The 21,335-nt window shown below is 70.0% G+C and carries 20 protein-coding genes and 6 pseudogenes; 13 read left to right on the top strand and 13 right to left on the bottom strand.

Annotated elements, in window-relative coordinates:
- Positions 1 to 169 precede the first annotated feature (169 nt).
- The gene (locus tag AMK21_RS23145; RefSeq protein ID WP_073880957.1) at positions 170 to 550 is read right to left on the bottom strand and encodes an ArsR/SmtB family transcription factor; all 381 of its coding nucleotides are present in this window, start codon (positions 548 to 550) and stop codon (positions 170 to 172) included.
- Positions 551 to 654: 104 nt separating this feature from the next.
- On the opposite strand from AMK21_RS23145, the gene AMK21_RS34450 reads away from it, so the two are divergent.
- The 3 genes and pseudogenes from AMK21_RS34450 to AMK21_RS37155 all read left to right on the top strand — a co-directional run.
- A complete protein-coding gene (locus AMK21_RS34450) occupies positions 655 to 807 on the top strand; it encodes an FAD-dependent oxidoreductase (RefSeq protein ID WP_107429973.1) in 153 nt (50 codons plus the stop codon).
- A pseudogene (locus AMK21_RS23150) lies at positions 783 to 1,058 on the top strand (flavoprotein); the annotation flags it as partial. The gene AMK21_RS34450 and the pseudogene AMK21_RS23150, both read left to right, overlap by 25 nt.
- A 75-nt stretch (positions 1,059 to 1,133) precedes the next feature.
- A pseudogene (locus tag AMK21_RS37155) lies at positions 1,134 to 1,415 on the top strand (helix-turn-helix domain-containing protein); the annotation flags it as partial.
- A gap of 225 nt (positions 1,416 to 1,640) precedes the next feature.
- Here the strand turns inward: AMK21_RS37155 and AMK21_RS37160 are convergent.
- Positions 1,641 to 1,721 (bottom strand): annotated as a pseudogene (locus AMK21_RS37160) (winged helix-turn-helix domain-containing protein); the annotation flags it as partial.
- Positions 1,722 to 1,774: 53 nt separating this feature from the next.
- On the opposite strand from AMK21_RS37160, the gene AMK21_RS23165 reads away from it, so the two are divergent.
- On the top strand, positions 1,775 to 2,281 hold the full coding sequence (locus AMK21_RS23165) for an NAD(P)-dependent oxidoreductase (protein WP_234422017.1): 507 nt from the start codon (positions 1,775 to 1,777) through the stop codon (positions 2,279 to 2,281).
- Positions 2,282 to 2,407: 126 nt separating this feature from the next.
- Here AMK21_RS23165 and AMK21_RS23170 read toward each other — a convergent pair whose 3' ends face one another.
- Positions 2,408 to 2,842, bottom strand: a complete 435-nt coding sequence (locus AMK21_RS23170) for a hypothetical protein (protein ID WP_073880959.1) — start codon at positions 2,840 to 2,842, stop codon at positions 2,408 to 2,410.
- A gap of 480 nt (positions 2,843 to 3,322) precedes the next feature.
- Here AMK21_RS23170 and AMK21_RS36695 point away from each other — a divergent pair, with 480 nt between their 5' ends.
- Positions 3,323 to 3,622: an FxLYD domain-containing protein gene (locus AMK21_RS36695; protein ID WP_267893931.1), complete on the top strand. Its 300-nt coding sequence runs from the start codon at positions 3,323 to 3,325 to the stop codon at positions 3,620 to 3,622.
- Positions 3,623 to 4,839: 1,217 nt separating this feature from the next.
- A complete protein-coding gene (locus AMK21_RS23175; RefSeq protein ID WP_079181233.1) occupies positions 4,840 to 5,073 on the top strand; it encodes a BON domain-containing protein in 234 nt (77 codons plus the stop codon).
- 71 nt (positions 5,074 to 5,144) lie between these two features.
- Here AMK21_RS23175 and AMK21_RS23180 read toward each other — a convergent pair whose 3' ends face one another.
- The 3 genes from AMK21_RS23180 to AMK21_RS23190 are packed head-to-tail and all read right to left on the bottom strand — an operon-like array spanning position 5,145 to position 8,651.
- Positions 5,145 to 5,606, bottom strand: a complete 462-nt coding sequence (locus tag AMK21_RS23180; RefSeq protein ID WP_073880961.1) for a hypothetical protein — start codon at positions 5,604 to 5,606, stop codon at positions 5,145 to 5,147.
- 1 nt (position 5,607) lies between these two features.
- On the bottom strand, positions 5,608 to 7,509 hold the full coding sequence (locus AMK21_RS36200; RefSeq protein WP_234422018.1) for a hypothetical protein: 1,902 nt from the start codon (positions 7,507 to 7,509) through the stop codon (positions 5,608 to 5,610).
- On the bottom strand, positions 7,509 to 8,651 hold the full coding sequence (locus AMK21_RS23190; RefSeq protein ID WP_234422019.1) for a site-specific integrase: 1,143 nt from the start codon (positions 8,649 to 8,651) through the stop codon (positions 7,509 to 7,511). The genes AMK21_RS36200 and AMK21_RS23190 overlap by 1 nt, the downstream gene beginning before the upstream one ends.
- A gap of 505 nt (positions 8,652 to 9,156) precedes the next feature.
- Between AMK21_RS23190 and AMK21_RS35490 the strand changes: the two genes are divergently transcribed.
- On the top strand, positions 9,157 to 9,603 hold the full coding sequence (locus AMK21_RS35490) for a hypothetical protein (protein WP_199863265.1): 447 nt from the start codon (positions 9,157 to 9,159) through the stop codon (positions 9,601 to 9,603).
- Between the two features lie 480 nt (positions 9,604 to 10,083).
- On the top strand, positions 10,084 to 10,470 hold the full coding sequence (locus AMK21_RS35160; RefSeq protein ID WP_158070728.1) for a hypothetical protein: 387 nt from the start codon (positions 10,084 to 10,086) through the stop codon (positions 10,468 to 10,470).
- 969 nt (positions 10,471 to 11,439) lie between these two features.
- On the opposite strand, the gene AMK21_RS23205 is transcribed toward AMK21_RS35160, so the two are convergent.
- Positions 11,440 to 12,522 (bottom strand): tyrosine-type recombinase/integrase, encoded by a 1,083-nt coding sequence (locus AMK21_RS23205; protein WP_234422020.1) that lies wholly within the window; start codon positions 12,520 to 12,522, stop codon positions 11,440 to 11,442.
- A 221-nt stretch (positions 12,523 to 12,743) separates the two neighbouring features.
- Between AMK21_RS23205 and dhaK the strand changes: the two genes are divergently transcribed.
- The 4 genes from dhaK to AMK21_RS23225 all read left to right on the top strand — a co-directional run bounded on the left by dhaK (position 12,744) and on the right by AMK21_RS23225 (position 15,476).
- Positions 12,744 to 13,736: a dihydroxyacetone kinase subunit DhaK gene (gene dhaK, locus AMK21_RS23210; protein WP_073880967.1), complete on the top strand. Its 993-nt coding sequence runs from the start codon at positions 12,744 to 12,746 to the stop codon at positions 13,734 to 13,736.
- Between the two features lie 80 nt (positions 13,737 to 13,816).
- The gene (dhaL, locus tag AMK21_RS23215) at positions 13,817 to 14,431 is read left to right on the top strand and encodes a dihydroxyacetone kinase subunit DhaL (protein WP_073880969.1); all 615 of its coding nucleotides are present in this window, start codon (positions 13,817 to 13,819) and stop codon (positions 14,429 to 14,431) included.
- Positions 14,428 to 14,838 (top strand): PTS-dependent dihydroxyacetone kinase phosphotransferase subunit DhaM, encoded by a 411-nt coding sequence (locus tag AMK21_RS23220; protein WP_073880971.1) that lies wholly within the window; start codon positions 14,428 to 14,430, stop codon positions 14,836 to 14,838. The genes dhaL and AMK21_RS23220 overlap by 4 nt, the downstream gene beginning before the upstream one ends.
- A gap of 125 nt (positions 14,839 to 14,963) precedes the next feature.
- Entirely contained in the window at positions 14,964 to 15,476 is a 513-nt protein-coding gene (locus AMK21_RS23225) for an NUDIX domain-containing protein (RefSeq protein WP_073880973.1), read from the top strand.
- On the opposite strand, the pseudogene AMK21_RS33835 reads toward AMK21_RS23225, so the two are convergent.
- The 5 genes and pseudogenes from AMK21_RS33835 to AMK21_RS36210 form a co-directional block, all read right to left on the bottom strand.
- Positions 15,437 to 16,038 (bottom strand): annotated as a pseudogene (locus AMK21_RS33835) (ATP-binding cassette domain-containing protein); the annotation flags it as partial. The gene AMK21_RS23225 and the pseudogene AMK21_RS33835 sit on opposite strands and share 40 nt — an antisense overlap.
- A gap of 305 nt (positions 16,039 to 16,343) precedes the next feature.
- Positions 16,344 to 16,559, bottom strand: a pseudogene (locus AMK21_RS23240) (zinc-binding dehydrogenase); the annotation flags it as partial.
- Positions 16,560 to 16,589: 30 nt separating this feature from the next.
- Positions 16,590 to 17,294: an SDR family oxidoreductase gene (locus AMK21_RS36205; protein ID WP_073880985.1), complete on the bottom strand. Its 705-nt coding sequence runs from the start codon at positions 17,292 to 17,294 to the stop codon at positions 16,590 to 16,592.
- Between the two features lie 96 nt (positions 17,295 to 17,390).
- The gene (locus AMK21_RS23250; RefSeq protein ID WP_073880987.1) at positions 17,391 to 18,599 is read right to left on the bottom strand and encodes a PP2C family protein-serine/threonine phosphatase; all 1,209 of its coding nucleotides are present in this window, start codon (positions 18,597 to 18,599) and stop codon (positions 17,391 to 17,393) included.
- Positions 18,600 to 18,832: 233 nt separating this feature from the next.
- A pseudogene (locus tag AMK21_RS36210) lies at positions 18,833 to 18,913 on the bottom strand (GNAT family N-acetyltransferase); the annotation flags it as partial.
- A 687-nt stretch (positions 18,914 to 19,600) separates the two neighbouring features.
- Here AMK21_RS36210 and AMK21_RS23255 point away from each other — a divergent pair.
- Positions 19,601 to 20,476, top strand: coding sequence for an RNA polymerase sigma factor SigF (locus AMK21_RS23255; protein WP_073880989.1), 876 nt, complete (start codon positions 19,601 to 19,603; stop codon positions 20,474 to 20,476).
- Between the two features lie 85 nt (positions 20,477 to 20,561).
- On the opposite strand, the gene AMK21_RS23260 is transcribed toward AMK21_RS23255, so the two are convergent.
- Positions 20,562 to 21,335 (bottom strand): adenosylcobinamide amidohydrolase, encoded by a 774-nt coding sequence (locus tag AMK21_RS23260; protein WP_073880991.1) that lies wholly within the window; start codon positions 21,333 to 21,335, stop codon positions 20,562 to 20,564.

Here is a 21,335-nt window from a genome sequence, read left to right on the forward strand (position 1 = left end):
CCTGCCAAGTCCGTCAAGCTCTGCCCATCCGTCACGGGGTTCACACCAAGCTCCCGAAGCTTCAGGTGCCACAGGCTTCGCCCCCTTCCGCTCGGGGCCGCGGCCGACGTCGGCGGGGCGGAATCGCTCAGCGCCACGGCGAGGACGACGACCCCGCCCCAGCCGGAGTTCAGCTGTCGGTGGCGGCCGGACGCAGGTCGAGCATGGCGGACATGGCAGCGACGACGGAGGGTGCGACCCGGTAGTAGACCCAGGTCCCTCGCCGCTCCGAGGTCAGGAGGCCGGCTTCGCGAAGCTTCTTCAGGTGGTGGGAGACGGTCGGCTGGGAGACGCCGACGTCCATGATGTCGCACACGCACGCTTCGCCTGCCGGATGCGAGGCAACCCTGGAGAACAGCCGCAGCCGCACCGGGTCCGAGAGCGCCTTGAACATCGCGGCCATCCGCTTCGCGTCCGGCACGGACAACTCCCCGGCCGTGATGGGCGGGCAGCACGGCACGACCACTTCCGGGCCCAGGACGGGCAGCGCGACACCCTCATACTTCGACATGTGCCTATGTTGACACTCATCGATACCGGTGACAAGCTCTATACATAGACACTAATCGAAACAGAGGCCGGACCTGCCGCCTCTCCCCGGAGGACATCATCGCCATGACCACCACCACCGCGGATCTGCCGGTCGTCGTGATCGGATCGGGCCCGGCCGGCCTTGCCGCCGCCGCCCACCTCGTCGAGCGCGGCCTCGTTCCGCTTGTCCTGGAAGCCGGGCCCGCCGCCGCCGCGCACCGGCCTTCCTCGCCATGACCGGCTACGAACAGGTCCGCTCCGTCGCCGCCGCCCTCGCCGGCGACCTCGAAGCAGCCGACCGCACCGAACTCACCCTCCCCGAAACCGGAGTCTGTGGCGGAGCCGGACTCTTCGACGACCCGGCCACACCCCAAGCCGACGGCGGCTGCGCGACGCCGGAACCCACCCTGGTCCAGCTCGGTACCGGTACACGGGCCGCTGCCGAAACCGTGGGCGAAGCACCGGCGGGCGGTTGCTGCGGCTCGTGACCGCGACTGCTGAGGTTGGATGCGTGGTGTCGTAGGGAGTGACGGCTGGCCGGTGGCTGAGGTATCACCGGAGGCATGCGGTATCCACAAGGGGGCGGGCTGACCGCCGAACGGCAGCAGTTCCGCGAAGAGTTACGGCTCCAGGCGGCCGAGCGGTTCGCCCGAGGCGAGGGCAGTACCGCGATCGCCAGAGATCTGCGGGTCAGGGTCCGCTCGGTCCAGCGATGGCGTCACGCGTGGGCCGAGGGCGGCCCGCGATCCCTGCGGTCGCATGGGCCGGCGTCACTGCCGAGGCTGAGCGACCGGCAGTTCGCTCAGCTGGAGGCGCAGCTGGCCAAGGGGCCGGCCGCGCATGGCGGTCGCGGGGTGGGTCAAGGAGGTGTGGCCCCGCGCGGAAGGTTGGCGGCGGCCCGACCGTCCTCGTCCCAGACAACCTCAACGTCCACACCTCAACCCCGTCGAAGGCATCTGGTCCCTCCTTCGGCGCGGCTGGCTCTCCAACGTCGCGGGTGCGCAGGGCGGCAGGTAGTGGATGGTCAGCCAGTCCCGGGTTTCGGCGAACTCCCGCAGACCTGCGGCTTCATCATCGTCCCGCTCCATGGCACGACGGGCCGGGACCTGGCAGGACCAGCCGTTACGCACCAACAGCTTCCGCACACCCTGAGGCATCGGTGCTCCAGGCCCGCTCTCTCACAACACTGCTAGCAACCAGTGAGGTGGTCTCCCTGCACCTGCCGCTCACTGCGCAGACCCGAGGGTTGATCGGGCGGGCGGAGATGGCCCTGATGCGCCCCGGGTCGATCCTGCTGAATACCGCCAGGGGCGGGATCGTTGACGAGCAGGCGCCGGCCGAGGCTCTGCGCGACCCCGCACACCCACTCATGGCGGCCGCCATCGACACCTTCGAGCGCGAGCATGCCGCCTTTACCTCGCCGCTCGTCGGTCTACCGCACGCACTGCTGACCCCCCATGTCGCCGGGATGACCAGGAGCGCCATGGCCACGGCAGCCCTTCGCTGCGCGGACCACATCGCGGCCCTGCTCGCCGACCCCCCGGACGGCGTACCCAAGATGGCACGCGGACGCGGCTCCAGGTCGATCTTCGATCTCGGCAACCTTGATCATCTGGCGTCGCGTTCCGTCGTTTCCACCCGGGCATGCCCCCAAGGACCACCGAAGCTGTGCTGTCTGGAGACACTTCCGCGGTGGGGAAATGAGTGCTGACGATGGCACTGACCTCGATCGAGCCCGTCGTGGCGGCCCATACCCGGACGCGGAAGGGGGCGGTGGCGAGCCGTCCCCTTCCACATGGTCCTGGCAGTCACTCCGCTCCCGCCCTGTCCTGGGCAGTCAGTCGGCCAGAGGCAAAGCGGCCGCTATCACGTTCCGCTCCTTGCGGCCGACCAGCGGGAAGATGATTTTCAGGCCTTGCTCACTGTCCGTCGAGGAGATGACGAAGGATGAGTTGAGCACCCGCTCCTTGATCTCCGAGCGGACGAGACCGGCGCGCGGGATCGTCATCAAATGTTCTTCGGGCCGGGCGAACGTCGGGCTCGCTCGGAAGATGAAGATGCGGCGGTCGGTCATCGCCAGGTACATGGGGGTCGGCACCGGGATCACGGCCATTCCACCGCCGCTCAGGATGGCCGAGGCTGCCGCGAACGCTGCCGTCCGGCGCACGGTGACGGAACTCAGGTTCACGATGGTCGTCACCTCAACCTGCTCATCGGGCTCGAGCATGGGGTCGATGGCGGCCAAAAGAAGTCGGCGGCGCTTGCCGTTCACGTGCGTACTCCTGAAAGGTCGGGCGTGACCGTACGGGACTGTCCCGTATGGCTTACGGCTGTCCGGCTCCCCTGGCGCCGCAGGGTCCAGGTCCCGGTGCCCCGAAGACAGGCGGGCCGAAGTCCCGCGCGGAGCCCGGCCGGCGTGAGTCGTCGGCATACCTTGCCATACGTGGTCAGGGACTCATTGAGATACCCCCGACACATGTCTGAGAAAGACGGTGAACGTGATCGTGAAGTGCGACACGCCGACCGGCAGCACCTCGTGGCGCTGGTCGGCCCCGCCTGACGGTGGGCCGACGCAGCAATACCGGCCCCGCGATCACCTTGTTCTCGTCATGGCCACAACCGACAGCCGACGATCCACCTGCAAGCCCAACCACGAGCTTCGTGCAACCGCCTACCCGGCCTTCTCCTCCGGTGCCGGTGCGATACCTGTGGGGCAAGGCGCCCCCAGTTCGTCCCGAACGGGGCCATTAGCTTGATCCTCGTCCTGCCGACCCCGGCGTACCTCTTCATCTCACCACGTGAGAACGCGTCAGCCCTGCCTCACCGTCCGGCGCGGGGAGTTCCTCGCCATTCTCGGGGGTCCAGCAAGGCCAGCAACTACGTGGTGCAGGTCGAGTTCGTCGACGCGTCCGGCACCCGTCTCGGCGAGGCGTCCGCAGCGGCGAGCAACGTCGCTCCGGAGCAGGAGGTGAACACGAAGGCGCAGGGACTGGACCAGATCACCACCAAGGTGACCTGCCGGATCACCGACGTGACCCGGTACGCCTCCTGAGCAGGCCATGCCGCCCCCGGCCCGCCGAGCAGCCCCGGGGGCACCGGAGGACATCCTCTATGGCCCCGAGCTGCACAGTCCGGTACTGACGTCGAGCGGCGGCGCGGGCTACGAGGAGTTCGGCGGCTACACCCAGCCCGACCGGCCCGAGATCCCCCGGCCCACCGCTTTCGCCCGGATCGAGCAGTCGGGCCGGCGGGCACGTGGGCCGCGCACCGTACGAGGTGAGGGGGCCGCCCACGGCGACATCAACGGCTACGGCAGCCGCGTCGGCTTCCTCAAGCTCATCTGGCCCCTCGGCCGGCGCCGGACCCTTCTGGCACCGACCGAGACGACGGAGGTACAGGCAGCCGGCGCCGCAGACCAACCCTGTGCCGCTATCCGAGCGCCTGGCGGTGGTGCGGCCGACGCCGAGTGCGCTCCACCGTGTCCGGAGCTCGGCCGGTGCCGACTCCAGCGCTCCATCGCAGCCAGGGCCGCGGGCGCCACCCCGTCCGGCGCCGCCACCGTGGTCCGCGCCGGGGCCATGCCGGGGAGGGCGGCGGCTGGTTCGGTGCGGACGAACCGGGCTCGACCCGGTGCGGGCCGTGTACCACCAGCAGACGAACATGCCGGAACCATCCGTCCGAAAGCTCACCTGAGGCAGCCCGGCAAGATGTCCGTCTTCGGGCTTGGAGCGATCCCACATGCTCCTTGGGCCAGCGAGCATCCCCGACAGGCCGAACGACCGCAACGCACCCCACATGACGCGTCTGCAGGATCATGGGAGACGGTCAGCAGCTCGCACCTCGCCCGGATCAGCAACTCGCCCCACCTGCTCACCAGGGAAAGCACAGGTCAACAAGGCTCCGCTCGGCTCGCTGCTTCCCTCGGGCTTGAAGGCCGAGTGGGCGTGACGGACATCAAGTTCCCCCAGCTCAGTGGATTGCCCCTTCCGATCTCCAGTGTGCGACAGGTGTCGTGGACGGAGGCGGTCTGATGCTGTTCTTCGAGAGCCTGCTGGCGCATCTGGCCGGTGACTACTGGGTTATCGATGCAAAGGGTGTGTCCGCCTTGCGCTGTGTCTCTTGAGCAGATGTTGCGCATGCCAGTGGAGGGGACGGGACTTGTCTCGCTGCGTCTCTGGAAAGAATCATGGAATCAGAGACCTAGTGACTGCCTGTCGTGACATGATCACTTCTCGTAATGAGCCATCTGCGGTGCAGGAGGAGTAAGCCATGACAGAGATGACGGACGTCAGCGACACGTGGATCACGACGAAGGTGAAGGCCGACTTGGTGACTGAAAGGGGCATCCCCGGTTCGGACATCAAGGTGGAGACGAACAAGGGTGTGGTCAGCCTCTCCAGCACCACGGTGTGGACGGATGCCCAGAAGGCCACGGCCGTAGCCATCACCCGGAAGATCAAGGGAGTTAGGGCCGTCAGTGCTGATGGACTGCGGTCTGAGTAACGACGTAGGACGCGGCAGGAGTGTCTCGGTTGGGTGGCCAGTTGAGGTCCACTCCGGCGGGTGAACGGAGCTCACGGCCGGCGCAGGGGAACGACGTCGAAGACGTCGTTCCCCTGCCGCTGTTCGGGGAGAAGGGCCGGGTTCAGCTGGCGACGGAGCCGCTGGAGCTCGTCGTCCTGGGCCGCCAGCGCGGAGAGGGCGAGCTGGTGCTGCATTTTGAGCTGGCTGAGCTCGGTATGGGTGCGGGCGAGTTTGTGGGTGAGCCTCTGGTTCTGTTCCCGTAGGCGGGTAATCCGGGCTTCACGAGGGTCGGGTTGTTGGCCTGCGGCCCAGGCAGCGGTTCGCCGCTTCTCGAACTCGTCCTTGAGGTGGCCCCAGGTTCGATAGAGGGCAGCGCGGGAGATGCCCGCTTCGCGGGCGAGGGTCTTGACGTCGCAGGCCCCTGCGGCTGGGATCTGCCCGGCGAGGAGCCGGTCGATGGCCGCCCGGATCCGCCGTTCGGTCTGATTGCGTTGCTCAGGACTCAGTGCCATGTCATCTCGCCTTTCCGGCGGCCTTGTCGATCTCTTCAAGGGCTCGCATGGACCGTTCGTGTTCGGCCTGCAACCGGCGCTTCTCGCCGGCCGGGATGCGCGGGCTGGCCAGCAGGGCGGTGCCGTTGTCCGCCGCGGTCTGCCAGACGGGCCGGTGGAGGAGATGGTGAGTGGCCTGCGGGCAACGGGAGCTGTCACACAAGCCCGCCAGCGGAGCCGCCGCTGACTTGGGCAGCTCGGCATCCACGTCGGCGACCTCGGCCTGGGCCGCCTCGATGGCGGCCTGCGGAAACCGCGGCAGGATCTCGGCAGACAGCCGGCGGGCATAGGGCGCGAACACCACGGCGAACTGCTCGCGCGGCATCGCCCGGAACTGACGGGCGAAGTACGCCTTCAACCGCAGCAGATTCGGCAGGTGCCGCGGAGTGAACACGGCAAGCGGACAGAGCAGGCAGACCCACGGCCTGGCAGGACACGGCTTGCCTTTGGGACCGTGGAGCCCGGCCAGCTGGTCCGCGCAGGAAGCGGTGAACACGTCTCGCTCTCCTCTCAGGAGCTCTTCCAGAACACCCTGGCCCAGGCCCAGACGCTCGACTTCCTGCGGCAGCCGTTCCGCGGCCACCGCGTCGTCGACGACCAGCGGCGTTCTTGCGCGCCGCAACAGGTCTCCTTGCGCGTCCGCGATGATCTCGCCGATGACCGCCTGCTGAGCGGGGGTGGCCGCCGACAGATAGTGATCACCTTCGACCTCGGGAGAGTGGTTGGGGTCGATAGTCGCCCGCAGTGACCACGTGCGCTGTCCGCGCTGAGCGATGAACGTGGTCCGCAACCGTCGCCTGTCCAGCCACATCGGTCCGCCGGCATCCGAGCGCACGTTGTGGCGCTTCACCCACGGCCGCAGCAGATACTCGGCGAACGTCGCCGCCTTGAACCGGCAGTGCGAAGTCACCAGCCAGACCTGTCCGGCCAGGTCCTCGGGAGCATGCCTCCTTGCCTGGGCGCTGTGTTCGATCCACTGCTCCAGCAGCCGTGATGCCCCCGCTGAGAGCACCAGACTCTCCTCGCCGGTGCGGCCCTTGGTGTAGGAGAGCAACATCGCCTGCTGCCCCGTCCAGCGGACGTCCTTCGTCTCCAGGCCCGTCAGCCCGTCAGGGACGATGCCCGTCCACGCCCCGAGCAGCAACAGATAGGGGACGGCGTCCACGTGCGTGGGGAACAGGGCATTGCGGACCTCTTCAAGCCCCAGAGTTCCCTGGCGCGCGTCCTTGAGTGCCAGGCCCAGGTGCTTCGCGATCTGAGCCCGGCTGAGGGGGCCCAGACGCAATAGCAACCAGGCCGCGTTCGCCTCGTTCCAGCCCCCGACCGCCGGGTCCTGACCCTCCTCCGCGAACGCGAGCACCTCCCGGTGCCTGGCCCTGAGACGACGTACCTCCGCTTTGCACAAGTCGATCAGCCGGTTCCACTCGGCTGGCTGGTAGGGCGGCAGCGGGGCTCCCACGACCGGCCTGGTGTAGTTCGTGCCGAACACCATCTGCCGCACCGGTTCCGTCAAGGCTCCGTGCCGCTCGTCGAGAGCCCGCAGCATCGTGCGGGTGCGGTACTCGACCAGATACTGCGAGCGCAGCCAGAAGGAAGCCAGCAGCGGCCGGGACAGTTCCCCCGCTGGCCCGGTGAACCCGTCGGCGGCCATTTCGCGGACCATCCGGCGCAGCGTGTAGGTGAAGCTCATCACCGTGGTCCGCTTGGCGAGCGGCCCGTGCGGGTGGACCAGAGCGGCCAGCCCCTCGGTGAGATCGGCGGCCAGCATCGGGTTCGGAAGGTCCCCGATCGCGATCAGCTCGGTCGGCTGGCCGGGCAAGGACAGCTTCAGCGCGAGCGGCTCGCGGACGACTTCGGCCGGCATCAGAGAGCCTCCTCGAACTCGGCCTCGGCCTCGGCCAGCACCGCCGGATCCAGCTGCCCGTGCGCCTTCTCCCAGGCGGCCCGGTAGATCCGGTGCACGTCCAGGCGCTTGAGGTAGACCTCCGTCGTCGTGACGCTGGAATGCCCCAACAGGTCCCGCAAGATCAGCAGCGGATCGGATTTCAGCAGGTAGAGCGCCAGCCCCGGCGCATCACCAGTAGCCGCGGCGACCTGGGCGGATGCCCGGTAGTGGCCCTCCACCAGCTTCTCCAGCGTGGCCATCGCGAAGGTGTGCCGGCAGCGGTGTGGAGCAACGTCCGGGAACCGCGGCTCGAACACCTCCCGGATCGTGCGGGCCGTGCGACGAAACAGCGTCCCCCAGTCCACGAACGGCCGACCGCCGTAGCTCAGCGCTAGCAACAGCGAACCTCCCTGCGGATCCACCAACCGCAGCCGCTCGACCGGAGCCAGCGACGACCAGCTCATCCGCCGGCCGTTGATCCGGCCGCCGAGGAAGTCCGCCTCCTCCACCACCAGCGGCCTCCGGGGCATCCACGAGCCACGGGCCAACTCCCGGTCCAGCGCGATGTAGGTGTGCACCGCCGTCAGCGACGCGTAGTCGATCCACGTCGTGCGGAACTTCCGGCCCTTGGCCCCCAGCTCCGGCACCGCCCACAAGATCGGAACCTCGGTCGGCTCCGCCGGAAGCGGCGGCACCTCGTGCGCGAGCAGATGCGTGAACTCCCGGCTCCGCATCCCGGTGCCCAGCACCAAGCGGCCCATGGCCGCGTTCCGCCCCGGAAACCGGCCCCGAAACGCCGCATCCTCCAGACCATCCGGACCCAGCCCGGCCAGCCCGCGACAGAACAGCTCGGCAAAGTCCGACTCCAGGTACTGCACCTTCACGTGCGGCTTCGCCCGCCGCAGCCTCGCCAGATTCCGCCCCGTCTCAACCAGCCGGCCATCGACCATCCGCATCCCCGAGGCCAGCGTGAACGGCACCGAACTCGCCAGGCCCTCCTCCACCGACCAGGCGTAGAACCGGGACAACGCAGTGACCTGAAGCTCCCACGAAGACGACGCCAACCGCTCATCCAACGGCCCCGACAACCGCCGGTCGGCGTACGTACCCAGCGCGGCCACCAGGTCCTGCGTGAGGCGAACACCCCGACCGCGTGTCGCCTCAGATGAGTCAGCCAATCCCGGGCCGCCAGCGCGTACGCACGCCAAGAATTCGGCGACGGAGCCCCGCTCGACGGCAGCGTACGCAGCCACGTGTTCACCACCCGCGTCGCCCGCGGCCCGTGCCTGTCCTCGAACAGGAAATCGTCGTCGATCAGGACCGGCATCCGCTCGGGGATCAACGGCTCGCCACCGAGCCCCCAGGACTGCCAGCCCTCAGCAGAGAAGAAGTGCACCAACACGCGCCGGGACGCTACGTGCGCGACACCGTTCCCACCAACTGCTAACCCCACACCAGATCAACGGAGATGAGGAATGTGAGACACGCAAAGAAGGCAGCGACAAATCTCATTCAGTCCGACTGGATGGCGACCGAGAAGGTCAAGCGCTGGTGGCCTGCGGTGGTTCACGGAACCACGTATGGACTGCCGTTCTTGCTGATCACGCAGTCCCGCTCGCTCTGTTCGTGATCGTGGTGACGCATATCGTGCTGGACCGCTATCGGGCGGCGAAGTACCTGGTCTGGGCGAGGAACCTACTGGCGCCCGCCTCGCGGTGGGTGAAGTGGGCTGACGTCCAGGTGAACCAAGGCTCGCCGGTGACCGTCCCGTCCGGTCTTGCGAACGCGCTGGTCATCGTCGCGGACAACACGGTGCATCTGGCGATCAACGCCGCCGCCCTGCGTGGTGGGGGTGATGGCGATGATGGGGTGCCGGTAAGAACCCTGTCACCTCACCGTCCGCAAACGGCAGTGACAGGGCAGCCCTCGCGGGCGATATCTCGCGAGGGCATCGACCTGGGTGTTCGCGGTTACTCGATGACTGTCGTCGCCGTTCCAACGGTGGTGGGTGGTGCGGCGAACGTCGCTTTGTACTTCTGGCCCCTCTCGATGCGCGCGTCCTGCCTGTTGTAGTCGTTGTGCGGTACTGCGAACCGGTAGGTGCCCTCTGGCGTACACCGCACCGCCGACGCCATGCCGTTCAGCGCTTCACCCTCGATGAACACGGTGAAGGTCTGGTGAGGTACAGGGCACGTACCGAACCAGTGACTGCGCATGTCGGCCCAGCTGGGAGTGGGGTCCAACCCGTCGAAGTTGAGCGTCCACTCCGCTGCCTCGGGCGCTGCCTGCGCCGTCGTTGGAATGCCAGCGAGGGCGGCAACAGCCGCCATACCAACCACAACGCGTGACGTGCGCTTCATGAAGAATCCGCCCTTCCAGCCCCGGACCACCCAGGGCGTATGAACCAAGATCCCCACATCGCGCGCTCCAAGATCCCGGAGCGGTTGTAGTTCACCCAGGTGAACGACGGGGCACCCAATCCGCTTGACCCTCAGTCGGCAAGGGGCTACCCACCGGTCTTGCGGCTGGTGACAGGATTCTTACCGGCACTGCATGATGCGGTCAGCGGTTGCGCTGAGCCATCAGTTCACGGTTCGCGGCGCGGGCGGCTTCGAGGTCCTCGTCCCGTTCCGCAAGCTCGCCGCGGAGGGCAAGAATCTGCTGTTCCAGCTCGGTGGCGCGGCGTGTGAGCGTCTCGATGTCGGCCGGGGCGCCGAGGCCGGATGCTTCCCAAGCCGTCTGGCCCAGAGCCGCGGACAGGCGCCGTTCGAGCCGGGTGATGTGCGCGGCCAGTCTTCCGTTGCGGGCCGTGAGGTTCGCGACGTCGGCCAGCAGCGACTTGCGGCTGACCTGCGTTCCGGCAGTCGTGCCGGGCGGGGGCTGGCCCGCGCGGGCGATGACGGCGTGTCGGAGAGGCCGTTGGGGATGTTCTTGCCGTAGCGGCGGGGGATCTCACCAGCACCCACGTCTTGCAGGCTCGCCGCATCCACTCCTGGTGCAACGGCGTGAAGTCCATCCGACGCCACTGGCCCAGTCCGAAGGCACCCATGTTCCAGACGTCCTTGATCTGCTCCAGTTCCGGAGTGGAGACGGCGGCCGCGAGCATGTGGCGCATGCGGTTGGCCATGCCGGCCAGGTGGGTGTTGCGGGGCACCTGGACGTCGTCGAACTGCTCGACGCGTTGCTCACGCAGGTGCCGGACGAGGCCTCGCAGCAGGGCGGGAGGGCTTTTGACCTCGGCGTCCGTGCGGGCCTGAAGGACGTAGAGGATCTCGGCAGTCACCAGGGCCGGCAGACCCCGCAGGCTCAGCGCGGTGGACTCCGCCGTGCCGGGCTCGGTGCGGCACCAGGTCTCGAATTCAGCGTCAGGGACTTGTGCCTCCTGCCACCTCACCCAGTGCGGGGGGGCAGAACGGGTTCGAGCTGTTCGGCATCCACCGAGCACAGGCCGAAGCCCGGCAGCGGGCGAACGCGAGGGTCAGCGAAGAACTCCTCCAGCGGGGGGGCGCCCCAGCCTCGTGAAATACTCGCGGTGCCGCATGCACATCCGCGTGCGGGACGACGTCCAGGGCCGTCGGCACTTGGGGACCGCGCATCCGCCCGAGACGTTGCTGATCTGTTTTGGCTCGCTGGCCAGGAAGTCGTCTGGCGTTTTGCCGCTCCGCTTCCAGACGCTGCGGCAGGCCGAGCACAACCCCAGTTCTGTCTTCCGGGCTGCCGCCCAGCAGCCGGAACGGGCGCAGATGTGCATGCCGAGGAAAGGGTGGTCCGGTGAGGGCCGAAGGATTCGGGATTTCTCGTCCCAGTGCAGAACGTCCAGCGTCTCCGGCCGGATCAGAGCGCGTAGCCGTTTCGCGCGGGCAGGCAGCAGATCCGATGCGGGCGCGGGCACCAGTCGCAGGGCCGTGGTCATCGGTTCCTCCTGGGAGCGAGAGCGGCGACCCGTTCGACGGCGGACCGCAGCCGCTGCGGATCGGGATGCAGGTAGACCTGCGAGCTGGCCGCGCTGGCGTGCCCGAGCAGGTCGGCGATCTCGTCCAGGACGGCGCCGGCGTCGGCCGCGTTGCTGGCGAATCCGTGCCGCAGAGCGTGGGGATGAACGCCGTCGGCCAGGCCGGCCCGACGGGAGAGCCGATCGAAGAGGTCGTTCAGGGCGCCCGGCGGCATGGGCGCCCCCAGTGGGGCCCGGAACAGGTTCACCAGCACGAAGTCGCTGTCGCGGGCTTCGCGGCAGGTGTCTCGCTCGACGACGTACTGGTCGTAAGCCTGAACCAGCAGAAAGTCGACCGGGACGGCGCGCGAACGCTTCGACTTCGCCCAGGCGCCGTTGTCGTTGTCCCGTCGCACCACGTGCAGGTGAGAGCCGGAAATCCGGCAGCCCAGCACGCTGGCGTCCAGGATGAAATGGATGTCCTCGCGCCGCATGCCCACGGCCTCGCTGCGGCGCAGCCCGGCCCTGGCGAGCAGGAGGACGATGAACCGGTCCCGGGCCGAGCGGCAGGCCCGCAGCAGGGCAAGGACTTCCTCGTCACTGGCGCGGCCGACCGGCTCTTGTGGTTCGGCGGCCCGGTGCCGGGCCTTGGAGTAGTAGCGAAGGTGGCGTCCCTCGCCGCGGGCCTGCATCGGCAAGTCCCGGTCGTCAGCGACCTCGTAGAGCTGGGACAGCACGAACGTCGGCACCGTGCCGAGCGTCGTGCCGTGAGTGAGGAACTCACGGACGCCGGCCAGCACGGTGTTGATCCGGCGCGGCCCGCGAACGGGTTCACTGCCCGGCCCGGCCGCCACCGGACTGCCGTCACCGGCCGAGTGCCGGAGCCAGAACATGAAGCCGCCCAGCCGGCCCGCCGCCGTCGTCCAATCCCGGCCGGTGCAGCGGCACCACGTCAGATAGAGCACGACCGCCCCGGCATATGTACGCGTAGTCGACTCCGCCTGATCACGGCCGAAGCGCACATGCCGCAAGAACTCGTCCGCTTCCAGTACGGGCGTCAACCGATCGTCGTCCAACACTGTCCAGTACCGCTGCCCCGACGGCATGTGTACCGGGAAGGGCCGTAGCCCTCTGGAGATCACCTGATGAGTCACGAGCCTTCAACGACAACTACGACGTGCACGACACGGCGACGCGAACCGTCGCACACTGCACCCCTCTTGGGCGCGATGCGACAGTGCACGACGCGGTCACAAACCCGAGAGAACACGAGGAGACAGACATGAAGATGCTCATCAACGTCCCGGAGACCGTCGTCGCCGACGCCCTGCGAGGTATGGCCGCCGCGCACCCGGAACTGACCGTCGACGTGGAGAACCGGGTCGTCGTACGGCGGGACGCCCCGGTGGCCGGGAAGGTGGGGCTCGTCTCGGGGGGCGGGTCGGGGCACGAGCCGTTGCACGCCGGGTTCGTCGGGCCCGGGATGCTGTCGGCCGCCTGCCCCGGGGAGGTGTTCACCTCGCCCGTGCCGGACCAGATGGTGCGGGCGGCAGCGGCGGTGGACAGCGGGGCGGGGGTGCTCTTCGTCGTCAAGAACTACACCGGTGACGTGCTGAACTTCGAGATGGCCGCCGAGCTCGCCGAGGACGAGGGCATCCAGGTCACCCAGGTCGTGGTGGACGACGACGTGGCGGTGAGCGACAGCACCTTCACGGCCGGGCGGCGCGGTACGGGGGCGACGCTCTTCGTCGAGAAGATCGCCGGCGCCGCCGCGGACGAGGGCGCGCCCCTGGAGCGGGTGGCCTCGGTGGCCCGGCAGGTGAACGGGTCCTCGCGGAGCTTCGGCGTGGCCCTCAGTGCGGTCACCACTCCGGCGAAGGGCCGCCCCACCTTCGATCTGCCCTCCGGCGAACTGGAGTTGGGCATCGGGATCCACGGTGAGCCGGGGCGGGAGCGGCGGCCGTTGATGGCCTCGGGCGAGATCGCCGACTTCGCGGTGGACGCGGTGCTGGAGGATCTCCGGCCGGCCGGCCCCGTGCTGGCGCTGGTCAACGGGATGGGGGCCACGCCCCTGCTGGAGCTGTACGGATTCAACGCCGAGGTCCAGCGGGTGCTCTCCGAACGGGGTGTGCCGGTGGCTCGTACGCTCGTGGGGAACTACGTGACCTCGCTCGACATGGCAGGCTGCTCGGTGACGCTGTGCCAGGTCGACGAGGAGCTGCTGCGGCTGTGGGACGCGCCCGTGGAGACGCCCGCGCTCCGCTGGGGCCGTTGAGCCCCGCCGGACCCGACCGTGCTCGTCAACCGTACGAACCGTGCCACCGTGCCGGACAGGCCCGGGGAACAGGAGTTCATGTGCTCGACGCCGACTTCTTCCGCCGCTGGATGGCGGCCACCGCGGCCGCCGTGGACCGCGAGGCGGACCGACTGACCGAGCTGGACTCGGCGATCGGGGACGCCGACCACGGCAGCAACCTCCGGCGCGGCTTCACGGCGGTGGCGGCCGTGCTGGAGAAGGACGCGCCCGCGACCCCGGGTACGGTGTTGACCCTGGCGGGGCGGCAGCTGATCTCCACCGTCGGCGGGGCGTCCGGTCCGTTGTACGGGACGCTGCTGCGTCGTACGGGCAAGGCGCTCGGCGAGGACGCCGAGGTGACGCAGGACCAGCTCGCCCAGGCGTTCGCCGCGGGTGTCGCCGCGGTGGGGCAGCTCGGCGGGGCGCAGGCCGGGGACAAGACGATGCTGGACGCGCTGCTGCCGGCCGCCGAGGCCCTGGCCTCGTCGTTCCGGGGGGCCGCGGACACGGCCCGCGCGGGCGCCGAGGCGACGGTGCCGTTGCAGGCGCGCAAGGGGCGGGCCAGCTATCTCGGCGAGCGCAGCATCGGCCACCAGGACCCGGGGGCGACCTCGGCCGCCCTGCTGGTCGAGGCGCTGGCCCGAACCGCGGAGGACGGGGGTGCGGAGGCATGAGCGACGAGCCGCAGGTGGGCATCGTGCTGGTCTCGCACAGCGGTCCGGTCGCGGAATCGGTAGCCGAACTGGCCCGGGGCCTCGCCGCCGGCGGCGTGACGGCCCCCGTCGCGGCGGCGGGCGGGCTGCCGAACGGCGGGCTCGGCACCAGCGCCGAGCTGATCGGCCGGGCCGCCGCGTCGGTGGACCGGGGCGCCGGGGTCGCGGTTCTCGCGGATCTGGGGAGCGCGGTCCTCACGGTGAAGGCGATGCTCGCCGAGGGCGACGAGCTGCCGGAGAACACGCGACTGGTCGACGCGCCGTTCGTGGAGGGCGCGGTCGCCGCCGTGGTGACCGCCTCGTCCGGCGGCGACATCGGCGCGGTGGAGGCGGCGGCCTCGGAGGCGTACGGGTACCGCAAGACGTAGAGAGTCGCGCTGTCTGCGGAAGGGGGCGGAGGAAGGGGGACGGAGTCCGTGCGGCTCCGTCCCCTTCCGCGTGTGTACCGCCCGTCGGTTGGCGTGCCGCCCATGGCAATTGCAGACTTGGCGACATGTCGGCAGGCAAACGCAGTGCGGGGCTTCTCCTCTTCCGGACCACGGGTACCGGCAGCGGCGGCGAGCGGGATGTCGAGGTGCTCATCGGGCACATGGGCGGGCCCTTCTGGGCTAGGCGGGAGGCTGCCGCCTGGTCGGTGCCGAAGGGCGAGTACGGCCATGACGAGGAACCGGCGGCGGCCGCGCGGCGGGAGTTCGAGGAGGAGCTGGGACTGCCGGTGCCGGACGGGGTCTGGCTGCCGCTCGGCGAGTCGCGTCAGCGCAGCGGGAAGACGGTGACCGTGTGGGCGGTGGAGGCCGAGCTGGATGTGGCCTCCGTGGTGCCGGGGGTGTTCACGATGGAGTGGCCGCGCGGCTCCGGCGTGCAGCAGGAGTTTCCGGAGATGGACCGGTTCGCCTGGTGCACGCCGGAGGAGGCCGCCGAGCGGCTGATCGTCGGTCAGCGGATCTTCGTGAAGCGGCTGCGCGCTCAGGTACGCGGAGAGGCTGCCGCTTCCCCGGAGACGTAGGCCTGTTCCGGCTGTGAGACGGGGCGGCCGACCCGCAACTCCAGTACGTCGCCGGTGAAGCGGGCGCGGAAGCTGCGGTCGTGCGACACGACGACGACGGCTCCCGGGTACTGCGCGAGCGCCGCCTCACCCTCCTTCACCAGGCTCAGCGCGATGTGGTTCGTCGGCTCGTCCAGCACCAGCAGGTCGGCCGGGCGGGTCACCGGCCGCGCCAGGGCCAACCTGCGCTGCTGGCCGATGGAGAGGGACGCGACCGGAGCACGGGTGAGCGGTGCAGCGCCTCCAGCCGGGTGCGTGCCGCCCTGACCTGGCCGGAGAGTCTGGCCTCGTGGGAGCGGCGGTGCTTGCCGAACCCCTGCTTCGGGTCCTTGCCGGAGGCCGCGAGCCGCTGTCCGGCCGCGTCCACCAGTTCCGCCGTACGGGCCAGGTCGCTCGGGTACTCCTGGTGCTCCTGCGCCCAGCGGCGACGGGCAGCCGCCTTGGCGGTGCGGCAGCCGTCCCAGCCGTCCCCGTACCGGGTGACCGTGCGCAGGTCACGGTCGCCCTCCAGGATCACCGAGGTGCCTTTTCCCTGGGTGACGGCCCGCGGCGGCGCGTAGGGAGACGCGCGGGGACGGGGCGTGGATGCCGGACGGCGGAGGGACAGCGGCGCACCGGGGCCGGATACGGCCGGATCCCGCCCGGTGAGGTCACGGGCGGTGCTCGGCGGTCGGCCGGTGAGCTCAGCCGGTGACGTCAGGCGTCGCGCGGCGGCTGTCCGGGCCGGGAATCAGCGGAAGAAGTAGTACGGACCCATGGCATCGAGTGCAACGGTGGGGCCGGGGTCGGGGCCGGGGGTCTTTCACCGGCCCCGACCCCGGCCGGCACTCAGCCGTTCGGCAGGATGACCGCGCGGCCGTTGATCCGGCCGTCGTGCAGCCGCCCGGGTGGCGAGCGGCGCCTCGTCGATCGTGTACGTCTCCACGTGGACGTCGACGGCCCCCGCGTGCGCCAGGTCGAGCACCTCGGCGAGCTCCTTGCGCAAGCCCCAGTAGGGGGCGCTGACGCTGGTGCCGTACAGGAGCGCGTCCCGAAGCCGGGTGAAGGGCTCCCCCGTCCGCCACCCGGGCGGTGTCACGGGGCGGAGTAGCCTCCGTCCACCAGGTGGTAGCTGCCGTGGCTGAAGGAGGCCTTGTCGGAGAGGAGGAAGACGGTGAGTTCGACGGCCTCCTCCGCGGTGCCGAGGCGCCCGGCCGGGTGCAGGGAGATCAGGTGCTCGCGAGCCTGCGGGTCGGCGTTCCGCAGGAGGGGGGTGTCGATGAAGCCGGGGCCGACCGCGTTGATCCGGACGTTCTGTGCGGCGTATTCGAGCGCCGCCGTCTTTGTGAGGCCGACGACGCCGTGCTCGGCGGCGACATAGGCGGGCGAGCTCGCGAAGCCGTTGGTGCCGAGGATCGAGGACATGTTGACAACGGAGAGGTCGAAGATCCGGGGGCGGCGGTGCCAGGGCTCCGCGTCGGGGTCGGCGAGCCAGGCGAGGACGGCGCGCCGGTAGGCCAGGATCGGGGGCTCCTCGGCCGGGCGGGACCGCAGGGCCTCGTTGATCCGGTCGCCGTCGCCGCGCAGGGAGTCGAGGGCGGCGGCTTCCTTGCTCGCGAAGTACCGGCTGAAGGTGCGGCGGTCGACGTCGGCGGCCTCCGCGATCTCCTCGACCGTGACGTACCGCAGCCCCCGGTCCAACACCAGCTCGAACGCGGCCTGCGCCAGGGTGTCGCGGGTGCGGCGGGCCTTGCGGCTGCGCCGCTCCGGCGTCTTCCGCTCCGGCGTCGGACCCTCCAGGACGTTCTTCCGGGCTCATATGTGCACCGCACACCTGAACATGTCCCCACGCGACATTAGTCCCGTGGGGACATTCGTCTCGTCCGTACGGGCAGCTCAGTCGCTCACGGCCCCCGCGACCGGTCGGACGTCCTCGGCGGCGGCCGCGGGCAGTGGTGTGCCGTCGCCCGGCACCCTGCCCAGGGCGAGCGCGGCGACGTCGTCGCGGCGGATGCCTCCGGTGAACGTCTCCAGGTCGAGGCGGAGCGCGTCCAGCAGCTCACGCGGGCCGTGTCCGGCCCAGCCCGCCAGCCGCCGGTCCAGCGGGTAGAAGGCGCGGGCCGCGTCGCGGGCCTCCGTCACCCCGTCGGTGACGACGAGGAGGGTGGCACCGGGCGGGAGGGCGAACGACTCCGCCCTGCGGATCTCCCGGCTGAGGGCGGCAAGGCCGAGGGGCACGTAGGTCCGGTCCAGCCGTACGGCGGAGGCGCGGCCCTCGTGCAGCAGTCGCGGCGGCAGATGACCGCAGTTCACCGCCTGTACGCGGTCCTCCTCGTCGAACCCGAGGACCAGCGCGGTCACGAACCGTTCGGCCTCTCCGGTCTGGGCGGAGAACGCGTTGTGCCGGACGACGGCGGCCTCCAGGGCCTCCACCACCCCGGTCAGCGTGGCCTCCCGGACCGCCGCCTCACGGAACGCGGCGATCACCGCGAACCCGGCCCCTATGGCCGCGATCCCCTTGCCCTGGACGTCCCCGATGATGACGCGGGTCCCGTACGGGGACTGGACGACCTCGTAGATGTCACCGCCGACGAAGCGGTCCTCCTCGATCGGCTCGTAGAGGCCGTACGCGAAGACCTGGTCGGTGATGACGGGCAGGGGGCGCAGGATCTGGCGCTGCAGGGCGACGGCGGCGGAGCGGAGCCGGTCCATCTCGGTGGCGTGGCGTATGCGGGCCGCGCAGGCGGCGACTCCGAGGGCGCAGGCCAGCACGGTGAAGCCGATGCCGAACACGAAGTCCCAGAAGGTGCCGTCCCTGCCGAGCCCGGACGCGAGGACGACCACCGTGATCCAGACCGCCACCCAGACCGTCTGCCGGAGGCTGCAGAAGACGGAGGCCAGGGCCGGGACGACCACGAGCAGGGGGATGACCCTGAGGTCCTCGCCCGTGACCAGGTCGAGAAGGATGATCAGCGCGCTCAGCAGGGCCAGCCCGCCGGCCAGCGCCCAGTTCCCGATCCGGCCCGTGGCGGCCGTGGCGCCCGCGTCCGTACCCGAAAGGACCGTCGCCCGGCCCGGGACCCTGCGCCCTTTCCCCAGAGACACGACCTCTCCTCCTGTTCGCCGCTCGGTGCCGCCCGTGGTCCGGACGGTCCCTTCCAGTTGACCGGCATCCGGGCCCCGGCGCAGGGGGACATAGGGCCCGGAGGCTGGGTCGAACGTCCCGACCGGGACGTTCGACCCAGGACCTTCGGCCCCCGGTACGGGTGCCCGTCGGCCCTGATCACCGCTGCGGGAAACTCACCGGGGCCAGGGCGGAGAGGAACTCGGGGTGGGCCGGGATAGCGCAGGATCCGGCCGCGGCGCTCGGCGAAGTGGGCGTGCGGGCCTGTGAGCGAGGCGAGCGCGGGGTCGTCCAGCGGGTGGGGGCCGCGAGGGCGGCGGTCTGTTTCCGCGTCGCGGGGTCGACGGTGCTCACGGGCCCACCTCGGCGATCGGATCGGGCCTTTCGACCGCACCCCGTGCCACCCCTTCGCGGCACTCGTCGTACGCGCACGGCTTGCGCGTGTTCTCCCTCGATCCGCTCCATCGCGCGGTTCCTTCCGGCGGGTACCCCGGTGCCCTGGCGCCGGGGTACCCGCCACCCGCGAAAAGCCGAGGGACGCAGGGCGTATTCCGTGCCGGGGAAGTGTTCACCATGCCGCAATCGACCGGAGTGTCCGGCCGGCTCCACGACCCCGGACGGAGAGGTTCCGGAGCAGCCGGGAACCGGCGTGCACCCGCCCCCAGGAGCGACGAATTCGACTCATCCGTCGGCCAATCCGCACCGGTCTGGTCCCAACTGCCTGCCGGTTGTGGCACTCTGGTGGCGACCGCCCCACCGGGCTCCCCCGTACCGGTGGGGCGGTTCTGTGCTCCCCCTGTGGCCCGGCCCGTCCCCATGACGGTGTTTCAGGGCCGAACTGGGCCCGTTCCCTGCTTTCTCCAGCCGCTTTCGGCCAACTCGCGACAGCCGGCCGGATCGAATCCCTTCCCGCACGCATGAGGACTGGGCGGCCGGGCAGGCGAATAGACCTCATGGCCTACGACCAGGGGAGCGTGACGAGATGACGGCGCACACCGCACAGACCACCGGTACCGAGCAGCGGAGGGGCACCACGGAGGACCTCCCGTGGATCGAGGACGCCGGGAAGGTCGCCCCCATGGACGCGCGAGCCCTGTCGAAGGTCTTCTTCGACCGCCTCCAGGTTCTGGAGGAGGGCACGCACGAGTACCAGTACGCGCGCAACACCCTCATCGAGATGAACCTGTCGCTAGTCCGATTCGCCGCCAACCGCTTCCGCAACCGGGGCAGCGGCGACATGGAGGACATCATCCAGGTCGGCACGATCGGGCTGATCAAGGCGATCGACCGCTTCGACCTCTCGCGGGAGGTCGAGTTCACCTCCTTCGCCGTCCCGTACATCGTCGGCGAGATCAAGCGGTTCTTCCGGGACACCAGCTGGGCCGTTCACGTGCCCCGGCGCCTCCAGGAACTGCGGGTCGACCTCGCCAAGGCGAAGGAGTCCCTCGCGGGCGACCTCGACCGGGACCCCACGGTGCAGGAACTGGCCGAGCACCTGGGGATGGACGAGGCGGAGATCACCGAGGGGATAGTCGCCTCCAACGGCTACACCGCGGGCTCGCTGGACATGCCGACCGACTCCTCGGAATCCGGCCCCCAGAACACCGGCGGGCGGACCTTCGCCGATGTCCTGGGCGAGCCGGATCCCGCAATGGAGACCGTGGAGAACCTGCACACCCTCGCACCCCTGCTGGGCGAACTCGACGAGCGGGAGCGGCGGATCATCGACATGCGGTTCGGCCAGGAGCTGACGCAGGCCCAGATCGGTGCCGAGCTCGGGATCTCCCAGATGCATGTCTCGAGGCTGCTGAGCCGGATGCTGGGCAAGCTGCGCAGCGGGATGCTCGTCCAGGAGTGACGGCGGGATACTCATCCGGGAATCATGAGACCCAACTCTCCGCAGGGGTGTCTGTTCGACGCGGTGGTCCGGCACCCGGTGACGGTCAGCTGAGGTCCCGGGCCGGGCGGGCGCCCTCGAGTACGGCCGTGTGCACGGCGCGGGCGATCCGTGCGCCCCAGGTGGAGCGGGGTCCGGCGAAGGGTTCGCCGCCGTGGGGCCCCGGTTCGGGGGCGGCGACGCACACGGCGTCCGTGGGGGTGCCCGAGCAGTCGAGTCCGGCGTCCAGGAGGGCCTGCACCTTGGCCTCGGTGGCGGTGGCGACGGCGTTGATCAGGGCGGCGTCGGAGAGGGCGGCGGGCAGCGTGAGGACGATGTTGACCGTGCCCGGCCAGTGCGGGGTACCGACTTCCACGTCGGGTACCGCCGCCCAGCCCCGTACGCCGAGACCCGTGGTGACGGTCGCGGTGGCACCGCCGTCGCGGCCGGTCGTGTACGCGGCGACGTCGGCGGCGGTCATCAGCCCGGCGCCGGGGCCGGTGAGCCCCTCGGAGGCGGCGATCTCGGCGAGGTGGCGGTCCGGGTCGAGGCGCGGGTATCCGCCGGGGACCTGGGCGTTGAGGATCCAGCCACGGGGGCCGATGCCGCCGCCGAGCACCGCGCTGCTGCACACCCGCACACCCGGGCCCAGCCGCCACACGAGGTGGTGGAGGCGGTGGCCGTCCTCGTGCCGTTCGTGAAGTTCCGCGCGGGTTTCGCCGCACGGTTCCCCGCGCCGGGCGGGCAGCTGGACGCGTGCGGAATCGATGGCGCACCCCTGGTGGTTCGGCGGGACCGGCGATGGCCCGTCCTCCCGGGGCTGCCGTGCTCCGCCGATCAT

The sequence above is a fragment of the Streptomyces sp. CB00316 genome, assembly GCF_001905595.1.
Lineage (GTDB): Bacteria > Actinomycetota > Actinomycetes > Streptomycetales > Streptomycetaceae > Streptomyces.

What these genes read in the sequence shown, in the direction of transcription:
- AMK21_RS23225 (WP_073880973.1), top strand. Translation starts at nt 14,964, where the DNA reads ATGTCGGCAGGCAAACGCAGTGCGGGGCTTCTCCTCTTCCGGACCACG.
- AMK21_RS23175 (WP_079181233.1), top strand. Translation starts at nt 4,840, where the DNA reads ATGACAGAGATGACGGACGTCAGCGACACGTGGATCACGACGAAGGTG.
- AMK21_RS23145 (WP_073880957.1), bottom strand. Translation starts at nt 550, where the DNA reads ATGTCGAAGTATGAGGGTGTCGCGCTGCCCGTCCTGGGCCCGGAAGTG.
- AMK21_RS23180 (WP_073880961.1), bottom strand. Translation starts at nt 5,606, where the DNA reads ATGGCACTGAGTCCTGAGCAACGCAATCAGACCGAACGGCGGATCCGG.
- AMK21_RS23255 (WP_073880989.1), top strand. Translation starts at nt 19,601, where the DNA reads ATGACGGCGCACACCGCACAGACCACCGGTACCGAGCAGCGGAGGGGC.
- AMK21_RS23220 (WP_073880971.1), top strand. Translation starts at nt 14,428, where the DNA reads ATGAGCGACGAGCCGCAGGTGGGCATCGTGCTGGTCTCGCACAGCGGT.
- AMK21_RS36200 (WP_234422018.1), bottom strand. Translation starts at nt 7,509, where the DNA reads ATGCCGGCCGAAGTCGTCCGCGAGCCGCTCGCGCTGAAGCTGTCCTTG.
- AMK21_RS35160 (WP_158070728.1), top strand. Translation starts at nt 10,084, where the DNA reads ATGATGCGGTCAGCGGTTGCGCTGAGCCATCAGTTCACGGTTCGCGGC.
- AMK21_RS34450 (WP_107429973.1), top strand. Translation starts at nt 655, where the DNA reads ATGACCACCACCACCGCGGATCTGCCGGTCGTCGTGATCGGATCGGGC.
- AMK21_RS23260 (WP_073880991.1), bottom strand. Translation starts at nt 21,335, where the DNA reads ATGATCGGCGGAGCACGGCAGCCCCGGGAGGACGGGCCATCGCCGGTC.
- dhaK (WP_073880967.1), top strand. Translation starts at nt 12,744, where the DNA reads ATGAAGATGCTCATCAACGTCCCGGAGACCGTCGTCGCCGACGCCCTG.